Source organism: Microbispora sp. H13382, from assembly GCF_014161445.1.
Taxonomy (GTDB): Bacteria; Actinomycetota; Actinomycetes; order Streptosporangiales; family Streptosporangiaceae; genus Microbispora.
In genome coordinates this window covers 22,101-38,910 of the sequence record NZ_JABBXA010000029.1, presented here as the reverse complement: position 1 = coordinate 38,910, position 16,810 = coordinate 22,101, and the positions used below count along the sequence as shown (strand labels likewise).

14 protein-coding genes and 2 pseudogenes are annotated in these 16,810 nt (G+C 72.9%); 9 read left to right on the top strand and 7 right to left on the bottom strand.

Going from position 1 to position 16,810, the window contains the following annotated elements:
- Positions 1-4: 4 nt before the first annotated feature.
- The 3 genes from HHX41_RS36840 to HHX41_RS36830 form a co-directional block, all read right to left on the bottom strand.
- Positions 5-1,195, bottom strand: a complete 1,191-nt coding sequence (locus tag HHX41_RS36840; RefSeq protein WP_182909647.1) for an LLM class flavin-dependent oxidoreductase — start codon at positions 1,193-1,195, stop codon at positions 5-7.
- A complete protein-coding gene (locus HHX41_RS36835; protein ID WP_310742346.1) occupies positions 1,195-2,544 on the bottom strand; it encodes an NtaA/DmoA family FMN-dependent monooxygenase in 1,350 nt (449 codons plus the stop codon). The genes HHX41_RS36840 and HHX41_RS36835 overlap by 1 nt, the downstream gene beginning before the upstream one ends.
- Positions 2,545-2,659: 115 nt before the next feature.
- The gene (locus HHX41_RS36830; protein WP_310742345.1) at positions 2,660-3,358 is read right to left on the bottom strand and encodes a GNAT family N-acetyltransferase; all 699 of its coding nucleotides are present in this window, start codon (positions 3,356-3,358) and stop codon (positions 2,660-2,662) included.
- A 319-nt stretch (positions 3,359-3,677) separates the two neighbouring features.
- Between HHX41_RS36830 and HHX41_RS36825 the strand changes: the two genes are divergently transcribed.
- Genes HHX41_RS36825 through HHX41_RS36815 form a run of 3 tightly spaced genes read left to right on the top strand, consistent with a single transcriptional unit; the run spans position 3,678 to position 6,401 of the window.
- On the top strand, positions 3,678-4,646 hold the full coding sequence (locus HHX41_RS36825) for an amino acid ABC transporter permease (protein WP_182909645.1): 969 nt from the start codon (positions 3,678-3,680) through the stop codon (positions 4,644-4,646).
- Positions 4,643-5,407 (top strand): amino acid ABC transporter ATP-binding protein, encoded by a 765-nt coding sequence (locus tag HHX41_RS36820; protein ID WP_283246883.1) that lies wholly within the window; start codon positions 4,643-4,645, stop codon positions 5,405-5,407. Before HHX41_RS36825 ends, HHX41_RS36820 begins: the two co-directional genes overlap by 4 nt.
- A gap of 16 nt (positions 5,408-5,423) precedes the next feature.
- Positions 5,424-6,401 (top strand): ABC transporter substrate-binding protein, encoded by a 978-nt coding sequence (locus HHX41_RS36815; RefSeq protein ID WP_182909644.1) that lies wholly within the window; start codon positions 5,424-5,426, stop codon positions 6,399-6,401.
- A gap of 125 nt (positions 6,402-6,526) precedes the next feature.
- Here the strand turns inward: HHX41_RS36815 and HHX41_RS36810 are convergent, their stop codons facing one another.
- The gene (locus HHX41_RS36810) at positions 6,527-7,105 is read right to left on the bottom strand and encodes a hypothetical protein (protein ID WP_182909643.1); all 579 of its coding nucleotides are present in this window, start codon (positions 7,103-7,105) and stop codon (positions 6,527-6,529) included.
- Positions 7,106-7,167: 62 nt separating this feature from the next.
- Between HHX41_RS36810 and HHX41_RS41405 the strand changes: the two are divergent.
- Positions 7,168-7,620 (top strand): annotated as a pseudogene (locus tag HHX41_RS41405) (universal stress protein); the annotation flags it as partial.
- Positions 7,621-7,704: 84 nt separating this feature from the next.
- Here the strand turns inward: HHX41_RS41405 and HHX41_RS36800 are convergent.
- Positions 7,705-8,406: a CBS domain-containing protein gene (locus tag HHX41_RS36800; RefSeq protein WP_182909642.1), complete on the bottom strand. Its 702-nt coding sequence runs from the start codon at positions 8,404-8,406 to the stop codon at positions 7,705-7,707.
- Between the two features lie 129 nt (positions 8,407-8,535).
- On the opposite strand from HHX41_RS36800, the pseudogene gap reads away from it, so the two are divergent.
- A pseudogene (gene gap, locus HHX41_RS36795) lies at positions 8,536-9,567 on the top strand (type I glyceraldehyde-3-phosphate dehydrogenase); the annotation flags it as partial.
- A 6-nt stretch (positions 9,568-9,573) separates the two neighbouring features.
- On the opposite strand, the gene HHX41_RS36790 reads toward gap, so the two are convergent.
- A complete protein-coding gene (locus HHX41_RS36790; RefSeq protein WP_220504765.1) occupies positions 9,574-10,056 on the bottom strand; it encodes a helix-turn-helix domain-containing protein in 483 nt (160 codons plus the stop codon).
- Positions 10,057-10,149: 93 nt separating this feature from the next.
- On the opposite strand from HHX41_RS36790, the gene HHX41_RS36785 reads away from it, so the two are divergent.
- Together HHX41_RS36785 and HHX41_RS36780 are read left to right on the top strand one after the other, a co-directional pair.
- A complete protein-coding gene (locus HHX41_RS36785; RefSeq protein ID WP_169984945.1) occupies positions 10,150-10,851 on the top strand; it encodes an SDR family oxidoreductase in 702 nt (233 codons plus the stop codon).
- 29 nt (positions 10,852-10,880) lie between these two features.
- On the top strand, positions 10,881-11,306 hold the full coding sequence (locus HHX41_RS36780) for a tautomerase family protein (RefSeq protein ID WP_182909640.1): 426 nt from the start codon (positions 10,881-10,883) through the stop codon (positions 11,304-11,306).
- On the opposite strand, the gene HHX41_RS36775 is transcribed toward HHX41_RS36780, so the two are convergent.
- Positions 11,300-12,412: an epoxide hydrolase family protein gene (locus HHX41_RS36775; RefSeq protein ID WP_182909639.1), complete on the bottom strand. Its 1,113-nt coding sequence runs from the start codon at positions 12,410-12,412 to the stop codon at positions 11,300-11,302. The genes HHX41_RS36780 and HHX41_RS36775 overlap by 7 nt on opposite strands.
- 211 nt (positions 12,413-12,623) lie before the next feature.
- Between HHX41_RS36775 and HHX41_RS36770 the strand changes: the two genes are divergently transcribed.
- Together HHX41_RS36770 and HHX41_RS36765 are read left to right on the top strand one after the other, a co-directional pair.
- Positions 12,624-13,064, top strand: coding sequence for a MarR family winged helix-turn-helix transcriptional regulator (locus HHX41_RS36770; RefSeq protein ID WP_182909638.1), 441 nt, complete (start codon positions 12,624-12,626; stop codon positions 13,062-13,064).
- A gap of 109 nt (positions 13,065-13,173) precedes the next feature.
- A complete protein-coding gene (locus HHX41_RS36765; protein ID WP_182909637.1) occupies positions 13,174-16,806 on the top strand; it encodes a WD40 repeat domain-containing serine/threonine-protein kinase in 3,633 nt (1,210 codons plus the stop codon).
- Positions 16,807-16,810: the final 4 nt, after the last annotated feature.

The following is a 16,810-nucleotide window of genomic DNA, read 5'->3' as shown; positions in this document are numbered from 1 at the left end:
GCGCTCATGACGCCTTCGCGTAGCGGCTGGCGGGGCGGGCGAGGCCGAGCCGTCCGCGCAGGTCCCCCGTGTCGTACGCGGTCCGGAACGCCCCTGCCGCCCGCAGCTCGGGCACCAGGCCGCGGGTGATCGCGGCCAGGTCGTGGGGCAGCACGCCCGGCCGGAGACGGAAGCCCGCCAGCCCCGCGTTGCGCCAGTCGAGCAGCAGCGCGGCGAGCTCCCCGGGGGTGCCGGTGAAGACGCGGGCGTCCGACTCGAGCTCGGCGCCGTCGAGGTCGTCCAGCCGCGCCTTGCGGCCGGCCGCGTCGCGGGCGTCGAGGAAGACCACCAGGTCCGCGAGGATCCGCAGCGGCGGCTCGGTGCGTCCGACGGCCGCCTCCGCCGCCCGGACGCGCTCGACGATCGCGGTGGCGTCCTCGCGGTCGCGCGGCGTGACGTACACGACGTCGGCCCCCTTCGCCGCGAACTCGTACGGCACCGTGTCGTGGGCGAGAGAGGTGACCAGCGGCTGGCCCTGGGGGGAGCGCGGCGTGATCGAGGGACCCTTCACGCTGAAGCGGTCGCCGCTGAAGTCGATGTAGTGCAGCTTGTCGCGGTCGATGAAACGGCCGGTGGCGACGTCGCGGATCTCGGCGTCGTCCTCCCAGCTGTCCCACAGACGGCGGACCACCTCGACCACGTCGGCGGCCTCGGCGAACAGGTCCCGCACGTGCTCGCCGAAGGCGCCGTCCCGATCGGGGGAGTAGTCCTGCGGCGGAAACGGCGGGCGGCGGCCGAAGTGGGCGACCTGGTCGGGGCGGCCGGAGACCTGGGGCCGCCACCCGGCCCTGCCGCGGCTGATGTGGTCGAGCGAGGCGATGCCGATCGCGACGTGGAACGGCTCGGTGTGGGTCGTGCCGGCGGTCGGCACGAGGCCGATCCGCGAGGTCAGCGGGGCGACACGCGACGCGATCAGCACCGCGTCGAGCCGCCCGCGCACCTGGTCGAGGCGTCCGTCGGGCTCGTTGAGATGGGAGGACTGGAGGCCGAGGGCGTCTTCGAAGGTGACGAAGTCGAGCAGGCCGCGCTCGGCCTCCGCGACGAGTTCGGCCCAGTAGCCGGGGGTGAACAGCCGGTCCGGCCGCGCGCCCTCGGCCCGCCAGGCGGCCGGGTGCCAGCCCGCCCCGTCCAGTGCGACGGCGAGATGCAGCGTCATCAGATCTCCTCGGTGCGGTTCGGAGTGCGGGGGGAGAGGCCGAGGTGGTCGCGGAGCGTGGGCCCGGTGTAGTCGGCCCGGAACACGCCCTTCTCCTGAAGCAGGGGGACCACCTTGCCGACCAGGTCGTCGAGCCCGCCGGGAGTCAGGTGCGGCACGAAGATGAAGCCGTCGGCCGCGTCGGTCTGCACGAAGCGATCGATCTCGTCGGCCACCGCGCGCGGCGTCCCGATGAAGGTCTGCGGTGCGGAGACCTCGATGGCGAGCTCGCGGATCGACAGGTTCTTCTCCTCGGCGAGGGCGCGCCACTTGGCCACCACCTCGCCACGGTCGCGGCGGAACGCCGCGTGTCCCTTGGTGACGCCCTCGTCCAGGTTCGGCTCGACGTCGGGCAGCGGGCCGTCGGGGTCGTATCCCGACAGATCGCGGCCCCACACGGCCTCCAGGAAGTAGATCGCGGTCTGCGGGCTGACCTGTGCGCGCCGGATCTCGACGGCCCGTTCCCGGGCCTCGGCCTCGGTGTCGCCGAGTACGTAGGTCACCGCGGGGAGGATCTTCAGGTCCTCGGGCCGCCGTCCGTAGGCGGCGAGCCTGCGCTTGACGTCACGGTAGAAGGCGCGGCCCTCCTCCAGCTTGCTGTGCCGGCTGAAGATCACGTCGGCCGACGACGCGGCGAACTCCCGGCCCTCGGCGGAGTCGCCGGCCTGGATGATCACCGGGTGGCCCTGCGGGCCCCGCGGCGTGGTGAACAGCCCCGCGATGTCGAAGTGCCGGCCCTGGTGCCGGAAGGGCGCGACGCCGCCGGGCCGGAGGAACCGCCCCGACTCCCGGTCCGCGGCTACGGCGTCGGGCGCCCAGGAGTCCCACAGCTCCCTCGCGGTCTGCAGGAACTCCTTCGCTCTGGTGTACCGGTCGGCCTCGGCGAGGAAGCCGCCCCGGCGGAAGTTCTCCCCGGTGAAGGCGTCGAAGCTGGTCACCACGTTCCACGCGGCCCGGCCGCCGCTCAGGTGGTCGAGCGTGGCGAGCCGTCGCGCCACCTCGTACGGTTCGTTGAAGGTGGAGTTGACCGTCGCGGCGAGCCCCAGGTGGGTGGTGACGGCGGCGAGGGCGGACAGGACCGTGAGCGACTCCGGGCGGCCCACGACGTCCAGGTCGTGGATGCGTCCCTTCGCCTCGCGCAGCCGCAGTCCTTCGGCCAGGAAGAAGAAGTCGAACTTCCCGCGCTCGGCCGTCTGGGCCAGATGGCGGAACGAGTCGAAGTCGATCTGACTGCCCGACGCGGGGTCGGACCAGACCGTCGTGTTGTTCACGCCGGGGAAGTGCGCGGCGAGATGGATCTGCTTGGTCACGGGGACTCCTGACAGTTCGGCCCGTTGAAACCTATTAATACAGTAGGAAAATAAGGTTTTGTCGTCAATCGGCACCCATGTCGCCCAGGAAGGCGGCCTCAGGGTCGGCGGGCGTTCACGCGACCGGCACGTCGGCGGGCACGCGGACGGTCGCGAACGTCGTCCGGCGGCGAAGGTGGAAGCCGAGCCCCTCGTACACCCGGATCGCGGACGTGTTGCTCGCGGCGGCGTGCAGGAACGGGGTCTCGCCGCGGGCGCGGATGCCGGCGGCGACGGCCGGCACGAGCCGCGACGCCAGGCCCTGGCGGCGGTAGGCCGGATCGGTGCAGACCGCGCTGATCTCCGTCCAGCCGGGCGGGTGCAGCCGTTCCCCGGCCATCGCGACCAGTGCGCCGTCACGACGGATGCCCAGGTAGGTGCCCATCTCGACGGTGCGCGGCCGGAACGGGCCCGGCTGGGTGCGCGCGACGAGGTCCAGCATCTCCGGCACGTCCGCCGGCCCCAGGCGGACCGCCTCCTCGTCCGGTGCCGGGATCACGTCGTCGCCGGTCAGCTGCACGCCCGCGCCCTGTGCCACCACCTCCCACCCGTCCGGCGGTGCGAGGGCGCCGCCGGTGACCGGGACGATCGCGCCGGGTCCGGCGAGGGCGGCGAGGTCGTTCCAGTCCGCGGGGCCGGGTTCGCCGGGCAGCGCGAAGAACGGCGAGACGTCGTCCGGGTAGCGCAGCGCGTTGCCGTACCGTTCGGCGAAGCGCGCGTGTGGCCCGGTGAGCGACGCCCACACGGGGTTGTCCAGGAGGTGCCGGTCGCTCACCGCGGCTCTCCCCACGCCACGTCGCCGTGGCCGGCGCTCGCGCGCCCTCCTCGTGCCGGCGCCTCCGTCTCGGGGCGGCCGTATCGGATGAACACGCATGTCCGCGGCATCGGACCTCCTGTCGCTCGTACGCCTGCGGAGAGATCGTAGACTATTACCTACTAAACAAGTAGGTCTTGACGGTATATGGATCTCTGTGCTGAAGATAGGGACATGTCGGGACGCCCGCGATCAGACGCGGTCGCCGGGAGGACTGATCCATGACCCCCGAGCCCCACGTGCTCACCACCGTCCGTTCGTTCGCCACCGCGGAGGCACGATGACCGCGCCCGCCGTGATCGAGGAGGAGGCGGCGGAGTCCGCCGGCTCCCTGACCGTCGTCAAGGCGCGTCACCCGGGACGCTGGATCGCCGGCGCCGTGGTGGCGGTGCTGCTGGCGATGGCGGTCAACGCGTTGATCACCAACCCGGCCTGGGACTGGCCGGTCGTCGGCGCGTACCTGTTCCATCCCTCGGTGCTGCACGCGGTGCTGTTCACCGTCGAGCTGACCGCGCTCGGCATCGTGCTCGGCTTCCTGCTGGGGACCGTGCTCGCGCTGATGCGACTGTCCCGGGTGCCGCTGCTCACGTCGGTGGCCTGGGGCTACGTGTGGCTGTTCCGCTCGGTGCCGCTCATCCTGCAGCTGCTGTTCTGGTACAACCTCGCCGCGCTGTACAAGCAGATCTCGTTCGGGGTGCCGTTCGGGCCCGCGTTCTTCTCCGTCGACTCGATGGAGCTGATCGGACCGGTGACGGCCGCCGCGCTCGGCCTGGCGCTGCACCAGGCGGCGTACGCCGCGGAGATCGTGCGCGGGGGCTTCCTGTCGGTGGAACCGGGTCAGCTGGAGGCGGCCGCCGCGCTCGGCATCCCGAGGGCCAGGCAGATCCTGCGGATCCGGCTTCCGCAGGCCATGCGTTCGATCGTCCCGGCCGCCGGCAACGAGATCATCGGCCTGGTCAAGGGCACCTCGGTCGTCTACATCATGGCGCTGCCCGAGCTGTTCTACCAGGTGCAGGTGATCTACAACCGCAACGGCCGGGTGATCGCGATGCTGCTGGTGGCCGCGATCTGGTACCTCGTCCTCACCACGGTCCTGTCGGCCGCGCAGTACTACGTGGAACGCAGGTTCGGCCGGGGCCTCGCGCGGGCCCTGCCGCCCACGCCGGTGCAGCGGGCGCGCCGGATCCTCACCGTACGGCGGGCCGCCCGGCGGCAGCGCCTGGCCGCGAACGGAGGCGGGCAGCGATGAGCACGCCCATGGTCGACGTGCGCGGCGTCCACAAGAGCTACGGCCCGCTGGAAGTCCTGCGCGGGGTGGACCTGCGGGTCCAGGCCGGCGAGGTGACGGTCGTCATCGGTCCTTCCGGCTCGGGCAAGTCGACGCTGCTGCGCAGCATCAACCATCTCGAGAAGATCGACCGCGGGTACGTCACCATCGACGGCGAGTTCGTCGGCTACCGGCGCTCCGGAGACCGTCTGTACGAGCTGCGGGAACGCGACATCCTGCGCCAGCGCACCCACATCGGCTTCGTCTTCCAGAACTTCAACCTCTTCCCCCACCTCACCGTCCGGCAGAACGTGACCGAGGCCCCGGTCTCGGCCCAGGGCCGGCCCCGCGACGAGGCCGAGGCGCTGGCGACCGAGCTGCTCGCGCAGGTGGGCCTGTCCGACAAGGCCGGCGCCTACCCGCGGCAGCTGTCCGGGGGACAGCAGCAACGCGTCGCGATCGCCCGGGCCCTGGCGCTGCGGCCCAAGGTCGTGCTGTTCGACGAGCCCACCTCGGCACTCGACCCGGAACTCGTGGGCGAGGTGCTGGAAGTCATGAAGGCGCTCGCCCGCAGCGGCACCACCATGATCGTCGTGACCCACGAGATCGGCTTCGCGCGCGAGGTCGCCGACACCGTGGTCTTCATGGACGCCGGCCGGATCGTCGAGCAGGGCCCGCCCCCGCAGGTGCTCGACCGGCCGAGGCACGACCGTACCCGCGCCTTCCTCAGCAAGGTGCTCTGACCTCCAAGGAAATCGCATGTCTTCCGCATCCCGGTTGTCCGTGCTCGGCCTGTCCGCCCTGCTGCTGCTCGTCGCCTGCGGTACGGTCCCCGACGACGCCGTGACCGACGCGGCCCCCGCGGCAGCGGCCCCGCCCGGCGTACTGAAGATCAACACGAGTCCGGAGCAGAACCGGATCCGGGCCACGAAGGTGGAGGCGATCGCCGCACAGGTGCCCGCCGCGATCCGGGCCAAGGGGGAGCTCCTGGTCGGCACCACCACGTTCAACCCGCCGCTGTCGTTCCTCGCCGACGACAACGTCACCCCGATCGGGGTGGAGGAGGACATCGCCTCCCTCGTCGCCGACGTGCTCGGCCTGAAGCCACGCTTCGAGGCCACGTCGTGGGAGAACCTGTTCCTCGCCGTGCGGTCCGGCAAGTACGCGGCCGGCTTCTCCAACATCACGGTCACCGAGGAGCGCAAGGACATCTACGACTTCGCCACCTACCGCCTCGACCAGCTGGCCTGGGAGGTGCCGAAGGACGGCACGATCACCTCGATCGCCAAGCCGGCCGACGTCGCCGGGCTCAGCGTGGCCGTGGGCTCGGGCACCAACCAGGAGAAGATCCTGCTGGGCTGGGACAAGCAGAACCGCACCGCCGGGCTGAAGCCCGTCCGGATCCAGTACTACAAGCAGCCGGCCGACACCTACCTCGCGCTGAAGTCCGGCCGGATCCAGGCGTACTTCGCACCCAATCCCACCTCCGCGTACCACGCCGCGGTGAGCGGCGACACGAAGATCGTCGGCACCTACTCCGGCGCCGGCCCGTCGCTCCAGGGGCTCATCGCCGCGATGACGCAGAAGGGCAACGGGCTGGCCGAGCCGATCAGCGACGCCGTCGACGCCCTCATCAAGGACGGCACCTACGGCAAGGTCCTCGCCCGGTGGGGCCTGCCCAACGAGGCCGTCCCCGAGTCCCTGGTCAATCCGCCCGGCCTGCCCCGCGAGCAGTAGGTTCCCCGGCGCGCCGGAAGCGAGGTTCTTCTTCAGGTGCGGGTTCCGTCCCGGAGACATGCCAGTGCCCGCCCCCGGCAGCCGGGGCGGGCACTGGAGTCGATGGGCCGTGAGACCCGGCGGGGTTACTTGAGGATCGGGAGGCGGCGGACCAGGGTGGTGTTGGTCCAGGTCGTGCCGAGTCCGAGGGTGGTGCCGGCGCCGGCGAGGGTCAGGCCGATCAGGACGATGGCGTAGACGATGTGCTCGTCCATGAAGGGGTTGGTGGTGAGGGGGAGTTCGGCGGCCCACATCAGGAGCAGGAGCAGGGTGCCGGTGGTGGCGGCGATGCGCATGCCGATGCCGAGGATGAGGGCGGTGCCGATGCCGGCCAGGCCGGTCATGAACAGCCAGTCGACCCAGGGTTGTCCGGCGAGGGTGTTGAACAGGTCGCCGAAGGTGTTGTCGGCGGTGCCTTTGAGGAAGCCGGTGGTGGGGCTGCCGCCGTTGATCCAGGCCTTGGCGGCGGGGGTGGCGAAGCCGAAGCCGAAGGTCTTGTCCAGGAAGGCCCACAGGAACACCCAGCCGATGGCGATGCGGGCGGCGGCCCAGGCGTACCGGGCGGGGCCGGCGGTCGTCCGGGGCGCAGTGGCGGGGGTCGTCCGGGGCGCGGTGGTGGCGGCGTCGAGGTGAGTCCTCTGGTTGCGCCTCTCGATGGTGGCCATGACCGGCCCCTTTCAACGTGTTCGCGTCTTTGCTCTGTCTTTGACACCTCAAGCAAACCGCGATCAGCGGCCCTGCCGCAGGAGCCGTACGGCACGCCGCGACCGCCCCGAAGTCCCATGATCGTGGGACCTTCGGCCCAGGCGGGCCGGTCACGGTGCTGCGCCGGGAGGCCGCCGGTGGCGTGGAGCTCGTGGTCGGCAGCAGGGGTCACGGCGGGTTCGCCGGCATGCTGCTCGGCTCGGTCGGCACGCATCTCGCCGGTCAGGTTCCGGTCCCGTTCGTGGTGGTGCGGCCTGAGGTGTCGGCGCCGCACGAGCTGATCGTGGCCGGTGCCGACGGCTCCGCCGAGGCGGAGGCCGCGTTGACCTACGCGTTCGAGGAGGCGCGGTCGCGTGGATGCCGTCTGCTGGTCCTGTACGCGTGGCAGTTGCCGGTGCACGCGTACGCGCCGGAGATCTCCTACGGGATCGACGAGGTGCGGCGGGCCCAGGAGGAGCAGACCGTGCCCGAGCGCGAAGCGCCATCACGGCGGAGGCGGAACGCTCACCGCCCGGGCCGGCCGGCTGAGCCGCGCAGCCGGCACCGGGCAGGGGATGCGTCAGCGGTGGCGCCAGGTGTGGGTGTCGTCCTCCTCCCACTCCAGCCGGTCGACCACGTCGACGACACCGTTGACTCCGCGCGCCAGCCGGGCGGCCGTCAGAGCGTCGCTGCGCCGGCGTAGACGGCCGGCCAGCGTCACGACGCCCTGGTCGACCGTCACGTCGACCATGCTCATGTCCCGGAAGAGGGAGCGGCCGAGGATGTCGGTCGTGATCTCGTGGGCGATGTCGGCGTCCGGGCGGGTGAAGACCCGCAGCAGGTCGTGCCGGCCGACCATGCCCTCCAGGGCGCCGTCGGTCCCGACGACCGGCAGGTGCGCGACGCCGTGCTCGTCCATGAGCCGGATGGCGAACACCACCGCCGTCCCCGGGCCGATCGTGACGGCGGGCGTGGTCATCAGCTCGGCGGCGGTGTCGCCGCGCGACTTCGCGCGGCCGCCGCGTCCTTCCCGGCCGAACAGGTGGCGCAGCCGGGCCCGCAGCGGCGGCCGGTAGCCCTCGTGGGCGTACTGGTCCTTGAACTCCTCCTTGAGCAGCAGGTCCGCGTCCGTGACGACGCCCATGACCCGGCCCTGGGCGTCCACCACGGGAACGGCTCCGACGTCCGCCGCGATCAGCGCCTGGGCGACCGTCTTGAACGGCGTGTCGCCCTCCACCACCGGGACGTCGCGGGCCATGACCTCGGCGACCTTCACACGCATCTCTTCCTCCTCCTGACAGCGCCTCCATCCCACTGCCGTCACCCCGCGCGGATGGAGAGGCGGAAGACCCACGTGTGAAGGCAGTTACGCCTCTGCCCGCGGCACTTAGGCCCCTACGACCGCTTCCGGCAGGGGCGGACGATTGCGGCACAGCCAGTGCTGAGGAGGATCACCATGAGAATCGGCATCAACGGATTCGGCAGGATCGGCAGGGCCGTGCTGCGCCGCGCGCTGCCCATGGGCATCGAGGTCGTCGCGATCAACGACCTCGCGGACGCGGTGACGCTCGCCCATCTGCTCAGGTTCGACTCCACGCACGGCCCCCTCGGCGTTCCGGTGACCGCGGGTGCCTCCTCCATCGACGTGGACGGCCGCAGCATCCCGGTCACCGCGCACAGCGACCCGGCGCACATCGACTGGGCCGCCTACGGCGCCGACCTGGTGATCGAGGCCACCGGCAGGTTCCGCACCCGGGACGACGCGGCCCGCCACCTGAAGGGCGGCGCCCGCCGCGTGCTCATCTCCGCGCCCGGCAAGAGCGTGGACGTCACGATCGTCCCCGGCGTCAACGACGCGGCGTACGACCCCCGCCGCCACGAGATCGTCTCGATGGCCTCCTGTACCACCAACTGCGTGGCCCCGATGGTGAAGGTGCTGCACGAGAACTTCGGCGTCGTCCACGGCTTCATGACGACCGTGCACGCGTACACCGGCGATCAGCGGCTGCTGGACGCCCCGCACAAGGACCCCCGCAGGGCCCGCTCGGCCGCCGTGAACATCGTCCCGACCACGACCGGGGCCGCTCGGATGGTAGGCGAGGTGCTGCCCGAGCTCGCGGGCCGGCTGGACGGCGTCGCGCTGCGCGTCCCGGTCGAGGACGGCTCGCTCACCGACCTCGCGGTGGTGCTGTCTCGCCCGGCCGGGGTGCGGGAGGTCAACCGGGCCTTCGCCGACGCCGCCGACCGGGAACTGAAGGGCGTGCTGCGCTACAGCACCGACCCGATCGTGTCCCGCGACATCGTGGGCGACCCCGCGTCCTGCGTGTTCGACTCCGCGCTCACCCAGGCGGACGGCGAACTGGTCAAGGTCTTCGGCTGGTACGACAACGAGTGGGGCTACGCCAACCGGCTCGTCGAGACGGCTGCCCGTATGTCCGAGTGACAGCGCCTAATCGCGCCGCCAGGCGGGGTTCAGCCGGATCTCGATGTCGTCGCACGTCGTCTCCGGCGCCGGGTCGGCGGTCACGCGGACCTGTATCGGACGGCCCGAACCGGCCTCGACGAACGACAGGGGCGGGCGGCCGTCCTGCAGGTACCTGTCACCCCACTGCAGGAGCGACAGGAACACCGGCAGCAGGTCCTCCCCGGCCTCGGTCAGCCGGTACTCGTCGCGGGCCCGGCTCCCCGGCTCCCGGTAGACAACGGATGCGACGATGCCCGCGGCCTTCAGCTGTTTGAGCGCCCGCGACACCGCGGGCGCCGAGGTCCCGGTCCGCGTCACGAAGTCGTCGAACCTGGTCGTGCCGTAGAAGCATTCGCGGACCACCAGGAACACCGTCTTGGTGCTGAGCAGGTCCAGCACCCGCCCTGCCGAGCATCCCTCGCCGATCGACCATGCGTCCCGGTCGCTCAGTCGTTCTTCGAATCTCATCGCCACCCCGTCATTGTAACTAACGCTTGCGTTATCCAGCGTGGCGTGATTCAATCCTCTCACTAACGAGGTCGTTACTCAGGGGGAGATGTCGTGGTCGCAGTAGCGGGCAGGGTGGTCGTGGTGACCGGGGGCCGGCGTGGTCTCGGCGCGGCGCTGGTCGACGAGGTGCTGGCGCGCGGGGCGCGGAAGGTGTACTCGACGGCGCGCTCCGCGTACACCGACGACCGTCCGGAGGTGGTCACCGCCGAGCTGGAGGTCGGCTCGGCGGCGTCGGTCGCCGCCCTCGCGGGGGCCGCCGCCGACGCCGAGATCGTGTTCAACAACGCCGGGATCCTGCTGCCGGCCCCGCTGCTGACGGGTGACCTCGAACGCGCCACCGTGACGTTCGACGTCAACGTCTTCGGGCCGCTGCGGGTGGCCCGGGCGTTCGCGCCGATCCTGGCCGCGAACGGCGGGGGCGCGCTGGTGAACATGCACTCCGCGCTGTCCTGGCTGGCCGGCAGCGGGGCCTACGGGGCGTCCAAGGCGGCGGCGTGGTCCCTCACGAACTCCCTCAGGCTGGAACTGGCGCGCCAGAACACCCAGGTCGTCGGCGTGCACGCGGGGTTCATCGACACCGACATGGTCTCCGCCGTCGAGGCGCCGAAGGCGACGCCGGCCGAGGTGGCCGCGCGCATCGTCGACGGTCTGGAGGCCGGGGACGTGGAGGTGCTCGCCGACGACGCGTCCATCGCCGCCAAGGCGGCGCTGTCCGGCCCCGTTGAGCGCCTGACCTTCTCCGCCGCCCGCTGACGCCGCATCTCGAGGAGTACGGAACCGCTATGCCGCTGTGGAGCATTCATCACACGCCCGGGATCTTCACCGACGAGGAGAAGCACCGGCTCGCCTCCCGCATCACCGACCACTACGAACAGGTCGGGCTGCCCCGGTTCTACGTGGTCACCCTGTTCCACCAGACCCGGCCCGAGGATTTCCACGTCGGCGGGGAGCCCACCCCGGCCGGGGTCCGCATCGTCATCGACCACATCGCCCGCCGCAACCCGGACCGGGAGAGCCGGCGACGGACCGCCCGATGGATCGAGGGCATGCTGCGGCCCCACCTCGAACGGCACGCGGGACTGCATTGGGAGTTCCATGTCGACGAGACCAGTGAGGACCTCTGGATGATCAACGGGATCGCGCCGCCTCCGGCGGGCTCCGACGCCGAGAGGCTCTGGGCGGAGCGCAACTCGGCCTCTCCCTACTGACCGTCTCCCCGACGTGTGGCGAGCGGGGCGTCGTAGGTGAGGAAGAAGTCGCGGACGTCCTCGGCGAGCAGTTCCGGCACCTCCATCGCGGCGAAGTGGCCGCCGCGCTCGAACTCCGACCAGTGCCTGATGTCGTACAGCCGCTCGGCCAGCGGCCGCACCGACTGCGTGATGTCGTGCGCGAACACCGCCACTCCGACCGGCACCGGGCACGGCTCGGTCCGCCGCGGGGCGTCGCGGTGCAGCCGCGCCGAGGAGGCCGCGGTGGCGGTGAGCCAGTACAGCGAGACGTCGGTGAGCACCCGCTCGTCGCTGATCCGCGAGCGAGGGTCGGTCCACTGCGCGAAGCGCTCGGCGATCCAGGCCAGCTGGCCGACCGGCGAGTCGGTCAGCGCGTAGCCGATGGTCTGCGGGGTGGTGGCCTGCAGAGCCTGGTACGGCGGGCGGTTGGCCATCAGCTGCCGCACCTTGTCCAGCCGGGCTTCCTCCGTTTCGGACAGTTCGATGCCGGCGTCCGGGTCCGGCCGGGTCGGCAGGTAGTTGACGTGCACCCCGACGACCTGCCCGGGCGCCACCGCGCCGAGCGCCAGTGAGATGCCCGAGCCGAAGTCGCCACCCTGCGCGCCGTAGCGCTCGTACCCGAGACGGCGCATCAGTTCGGCCCAGGCCCGCGCGACCCGGACGATGTCCCAGCCGCGCTCGTGGGTCGGCCCGGAGAAGCCGTACCCGGGGATGGACGGGATCACCAGGTGGAAGTCGCGCGACAGCGGCTCGATGACGTCGAGGAACTCCAGGAACGAGCCGGGCCAGCCGTGCGTGAGGATCAGCGCGAGCGCGTCCGGCTTCGGCGACCGGACGTGGACGAAGTGGATGCTCTGGCCGTCGATCTCCGTCATGAAGTGCGGCAGCTCGTTGAGCTGGGCCTCGTGCTCGCGCCAGTCGTAGCCGGTGCGCCAGTGTTCGGCCAGTTCTCTGAGCCGCGCCAGCGGGAAGCCGTAGTCCCATCCGGCGTCGGCGACCTCGTTGGGCCAGCGGGTGCGGGTGAGCCGGTCTCGCAGGTCGTCGAGGTCGGCCTGGGGAATGTCGATGCGGAACGGCTTGATCATGCTGCTGACTCCAGGGGATTCGTCGTGCGCCCGGCCGTCCGGACGGCCGGCGTCTGGTCTCGGGAGATCGTTCGCCGGTGGACAGATTCGATGCGGTCGGCGATCAGACTGTCCGTGGACATGACGGCCTCTTTTTGTTGGCGTTGCCAATGTTGGTAGCGCCAACCATACATGGATTCATTGGTTGCGCCAACAATGTAGGGTGGCTGACGTGGAGGAGACACCCGCACGCCTGACCGCGAAGCCGAGCTGGCTGCTCACCCAGCTGGCGGTGCACGCCCACCGGCTGGCGTCCGACGGCTTCGGCGAGGTGGGCGCGCGCGGGTACCACTACCGGATCCTGGCCGCGCTGCACGAGTTCGGGGTGGCCAGTCAGGCCGAGCTCGGCCGCCGATGCAGCATGGACCGCAGCGACGTGGTGGCGGCGATCAACCAGCTGGCCGGGCAGGGTTTCGTCGAGCGGACGCCGGACCCGGAGGACCGCAGGCGCAACATCGTGGCCCTCACCGTGGCGGGTGAGGAACAACTGCGACGTATGGACCGGGCACTGGACAAGGTGCAGGACGACCTGCTCGGACCGCTTCCGGCCGAGGACAGGCAGACCTTGACCCGCCTTCTCACCCGGCTGCTCGCGCATCACCAACGCAGGTGAGGCGGCCGGCCGCCCGGGGGCTAGGTGTCGATCACCCGTCCGGTCTTGGCGGCGGCGGGCACCCGTAGCACGATCGGGGCAAGCGGTCCGCGGCTGGCGGGAGGTCCGGATGGCGACCGTCCTGCTCCCCGGCGACCCGCGCAGGCTCGGCGGCTACTGGCTCGCCGGCCGCCTGGGCGAGGGCGGGCAGGGCGTCGTCTACGAGGCGTACGACGAGGCCGGGCAGCGGGTCGCCGTCAAGGTCCTGCGCCCGGCGGGCGAGGTGGAGGACGAGCAGGCGCGGGCGCGGTTCGCCAAGGAGGTCGCCGCGGCGCGCCGGGTCGCGCCGTTCTGCACGGCCCGGGTCATCTTCGCCGACCTGGAGGGCCCCCGGCCGTACATCGTGAGCGAGTTCGTCGCCGGGCCCAGCCTGCGCGCGGCGGTCGCCCGGAGCGGGCCGTACGGGCCGGAGGAGCTGCACCGCCTCGCCACGGGCATCGCGACGGCGCTGGCCGCCATCCACGAGGCGTCGGTGATCCATCGCGACCTCAAACCGGACAACGTGCTGATCGGCCCGGACGGCCCGAGGGTCATCGACTTCGGCATCGCCAGGACCGCCGACATGTCGCTGACGACGACGGGGCACGTCGCCGGCACACCGGCCTTCATGGCCCCGGAGATCGTGGTCGGTGCCCGGGGTGGCCCCGCCGTCGACATCTGGGCCTGGGGAGCGGTGACGCTGTTCGCCGCCACCGGCCGGGAGCCGTTCGCCGGGGGGACCACGCCACTGCCGGTGCCCGGCGGCGCTCCCGGCCCGCCGGGGCAGGCGCTGACCGGGGTCGCGGCCCTGCTGCACCGCATCCTGGCCGCCGATCCGGATCTGACGGCGCTGCGGGAGCCGCTGCGCGGCCTGGTGGCCCGGGCGCTCGACAAGAACCCGGAGGCCAGGCCCGACGCGGCCGTCCTCCTCGCGGCGCTGCTCGGCCACCCGTCGCCGTACGGCCGGGGCGAGGGGCTGCTCGCGGAGGGCACCCGTACGGCCGAGGGCACCCGTACGGCCGAGAGCACCCGTAGGGCCGAGAGCACCCGTAGGGCCGAGAGCACAGGGCCGTCCCGGGCCCTCGCGCCGCCCTCGCTCGCGGCCGTGGCCGAGGAGGCGTACGGCGCGCTCGCCCCGGCGGACCAGGCGCTGGTGCCGCGGATCATGCTGCGGATGGTCGCGCCGGGGGAGGGGGGTGACGACCTGCCCCGCCGGGTGCCCGAGGACGAGCTCCTCGACGGCGTGGTCGACCGGGAGACCGCCGCCCGGGTGCTGTCCGGCTTCGCCCGCGCCGATCTCGTCGTCCGGGACGGCGAGACGGTCGCCCTCGCCGCCGCCGCGCTGCTGCGGGCCTGGCCCCGGTTGCACGGGTGGGTCGACGCGGACCGCGCGGGCCTGCGCGTGCAGCGGCCCCTGACCGAGGCCGCCCGCCTGTGGGACCGGCACGGGCGGCGTCCCGGCGACCTCTACCAGGGGACGGCGCTGGAGACCGCGCTCGGCTGGGCGGCCACCACGCGCCACCACGTCACGCTGAACACGCTGGAGAAGGCGTTCCTCGACGAGTCCCGGGCGCTCGCCCGGCTCCGCGCCCGGCGGCGGCGCCGCCTCACCGCCGCGCTCGCCGTGCTCGTGGCGGTCGCGGCGGCCTCGGCCGGGCTGGCTCTCGACCAGAAGTCGTCCGCCGAGCGGCAGCGGGACGTGGCCGTCGCCCGGCGGCTCGCCGCGCTGGCCGAGACCTCGCGCTCGTCCGATCCCGCGCGGGCGATGGCGCTGAGCGTGGCCGCGTGGCGGCTGGCCGGGGTGCCCGAGGCCCGGGCGGCCCTCTACAGCTCGCTCGCTCAGCCCCTGCGGCGGATCGACCCGCCGCCGCCCGTCACCGCCGGGGCCCGGTTCGACCTGAGCGGGGACGGCCGCCTGCTCGTGGTCGCCGACGCCGGCCGGGTGGTCCTGTGGGATGTGGCCGCGCACCGCGTGGCCGGGGGCGCCCAGGGCATCGGGCCCGCTCCCGACGCCGTCGCGCTCAGCCCCGACGGCCGCCGCCTCGCGGTTTCGAACGGCGGCACGCTGCGCGTGTGGGACCTGGGCAGCGGCCGCCCGCTCGGGCCGCCGTTCGGGAACGGCGCGCTGGAGATGGCCTTCGGCCCGGACGGCAGGCGTCTCGCCGTGCTCACGCCCGGTCACCGGGGCCAGGTCTGGGACGCCCTCGGCGGCGTCGAGCTGCTGGACGTGCGTGACGAGCGGGTGGAGGGCGTCGCGGTCTCCGGACGGCACGCCGCCGTGCTGCTGGACGACGGCCGGTTCCGGTTGTACGAGCCGGCGGCCGGGCGCTCCGGCCGGGCGCGGAGGCTCACCGCCCCCGCCGGCGGGCGTGCCGATGCCGTCGCCTTCAGTCCCGACGGCCACACCCTCGCCGTCGGCCGCGGCGAGGACGTGGGGTTCTGGGACCTGTCCACCGGCCGCCGCCGCGGCCCCGTCCTGGCGGGCGCCTCCGCCGTCTGGCTCGCGTACGGCGACGGCGGCCGCCTCGTCCTGACCTTCGACCGCACCGGCGTCGGCCTCTGGAGCGCGGACGGCGGCGGCCTGCTGGCCTACTCGACGCCGGAGGACACCACCGGCATGCCGGACATCAGGGTCGCGACGGGCACGGCGGGCGGCCCGGTCCTGCGCTACCTGCTGAGCGGAGGCCGGGTCGCCACGGTGGACGCCGCGGCGGGCGCCCGTTCGACGGCGGTCGCTCCCTCGGCCGCCGCCGCGGCCTTCGCTCCGGGTGCCCGGACGCTCGCCGTCGCGCCGGACGGGACGGGACCGCTGCTGTGGGACCCGGCCACGGGCGCCCGCCTGGGGCCGTCCCTCGGCGGCGTCCCGGCCGGGGCGCTCGTCTTCGCTTCCGACGGCCGCACGCTCGCCTCCGCGCCCCGCCCGGACGGCACGGGAGCCTCGGGCGACGACGCCGCGACGGTGAGCCTGTGGAACGTGCCGGACGGCCGCCTGCTCCGCCGGGTCCCGATCGTGGGGGCCGCGTCCGTGGGCGGGCTGGCCGCCGGAGGCCACGTCCTCGCCGCGGCGCCCGTCGCGGGCGAGTACGGGCCCGTCCGGGTGTGGGACCTGTCCCGCGGCGTGGAGATTCCCGTCCCGCGCAGGACCGGATGGGACGTCATGGCGGTCGGTCCGGACGGCCGGGCCCTCACGATCGGCGGGCGGGACGCCGCCCTGGTGGACCTGGCCGCCGGCACGGTCACCGGCCGTCCCTTCGGGCCGGTGCTCGACGGCGTGCGGTCAATCGCCTTCAGCCCGGACGGCTCGACGATCGCCACCGGCTTCCACGAGGCGGGCGTGGGCCTGTGGGACGCGCGCACGCTGCGGCGGGCGGGCACGCTCGCCCCGGAGAAGGGCCGGTTCGACGACGTCGTGGCGCTCGCCTACGCGCCCGGCGGGCGGCTGATCGCCACCGGGGGCACGAGCGGGGAGGTCCGCCTGTGGGACGCCGCCTCCCGGTCGCCGCTCGGCCTGCCGTACGCCGCCCACACCGGCCCGGTGCTCGCGCTCGCCTTCGACGCCGACGGGCGGTACCTCTACAGCGCGGGGAGGGACGGGACGCTGCGGCGCTTCACCGTCGACCCGGAACGGGCCGCGGCGGAGGCCTGCGCGCGGGCGGGCGGCCCCCTGGGACAAGACGACTGGCGGCGCCTCGTGCCGGAGGCGCCCTACCGGAAGGTGTGCTGAGGGA

Coding starts and splice junctions, on each gene's coding strand:
- HHX41_RS36820 (WP_283246883.1), top strand. CDS start 4,643: ATGAGCACGCCCATGGTCGACGTGCGCGGCGTCCACAAGAGCTACGGC.
- HHX41_RS36815 (WP_182909644.1), top strand. CDS start 5,424: ATGTCTTCCGCATCCCGGTTGTCCGTGCTCGGCCTGTCCGCCCTGCTG.
- HHX41_RS36825 (WP_182909645.1), top strand. CDS start 3,678: ATGACCGCGCCCGCCGTGATCGAGGAGGAGGCGGCGGAGTCCGCCGGC.
- HHX41_RS36800 (WP_182909642.1), bottom strand. CDS start 8,406: ATGCGTGTGAAGGTCGCCGAGGTCATGGCCCGCGACGTCCCGGTGGTG.
- HHX41_RS36790 (WP_220504765.1), bottom strand. CDS start 10,056: ATGAGATTCGAAGAACGACTGAGCGACCGGGACGCATGGTCGATCGGC.
- HHX41_RS36765 (WP_182909637.1), top strand. CDS start 13,174: ATGGCGACCGTCCTGCTCCCCGGCGACCCGCGCAGGCTCGGCGGCTAC.
- HHX41_RS36840 (WP_182909647.1), bottom strand. CDS start 1,195: ATGACGCTGCATCTCGCCGTCGCACTGGACGGGGCGGGCTGGCACCCG.
- HHX41_RS36775 (WP_182909639.1), bottom strand. CDS start 12,412: ATGATCAAGCCGTTCCGCATCGACATTCCCCAGGCCGACCTCGACGAC.
- HHX41_RS36810 (WP_182909643.1), bottom strand. CDS start 7,105: ATGGCCACCATCGAGAGGCGCAACCAGAGGACTCACCTCGACGCCGCC.
- HHX41_RS36780 (WP_182909640.1), top strand. CDS start 10,881: ATGCCGCTGTGGAGCATTCATCACACGCCCGGGATCTTCACCGACGAG.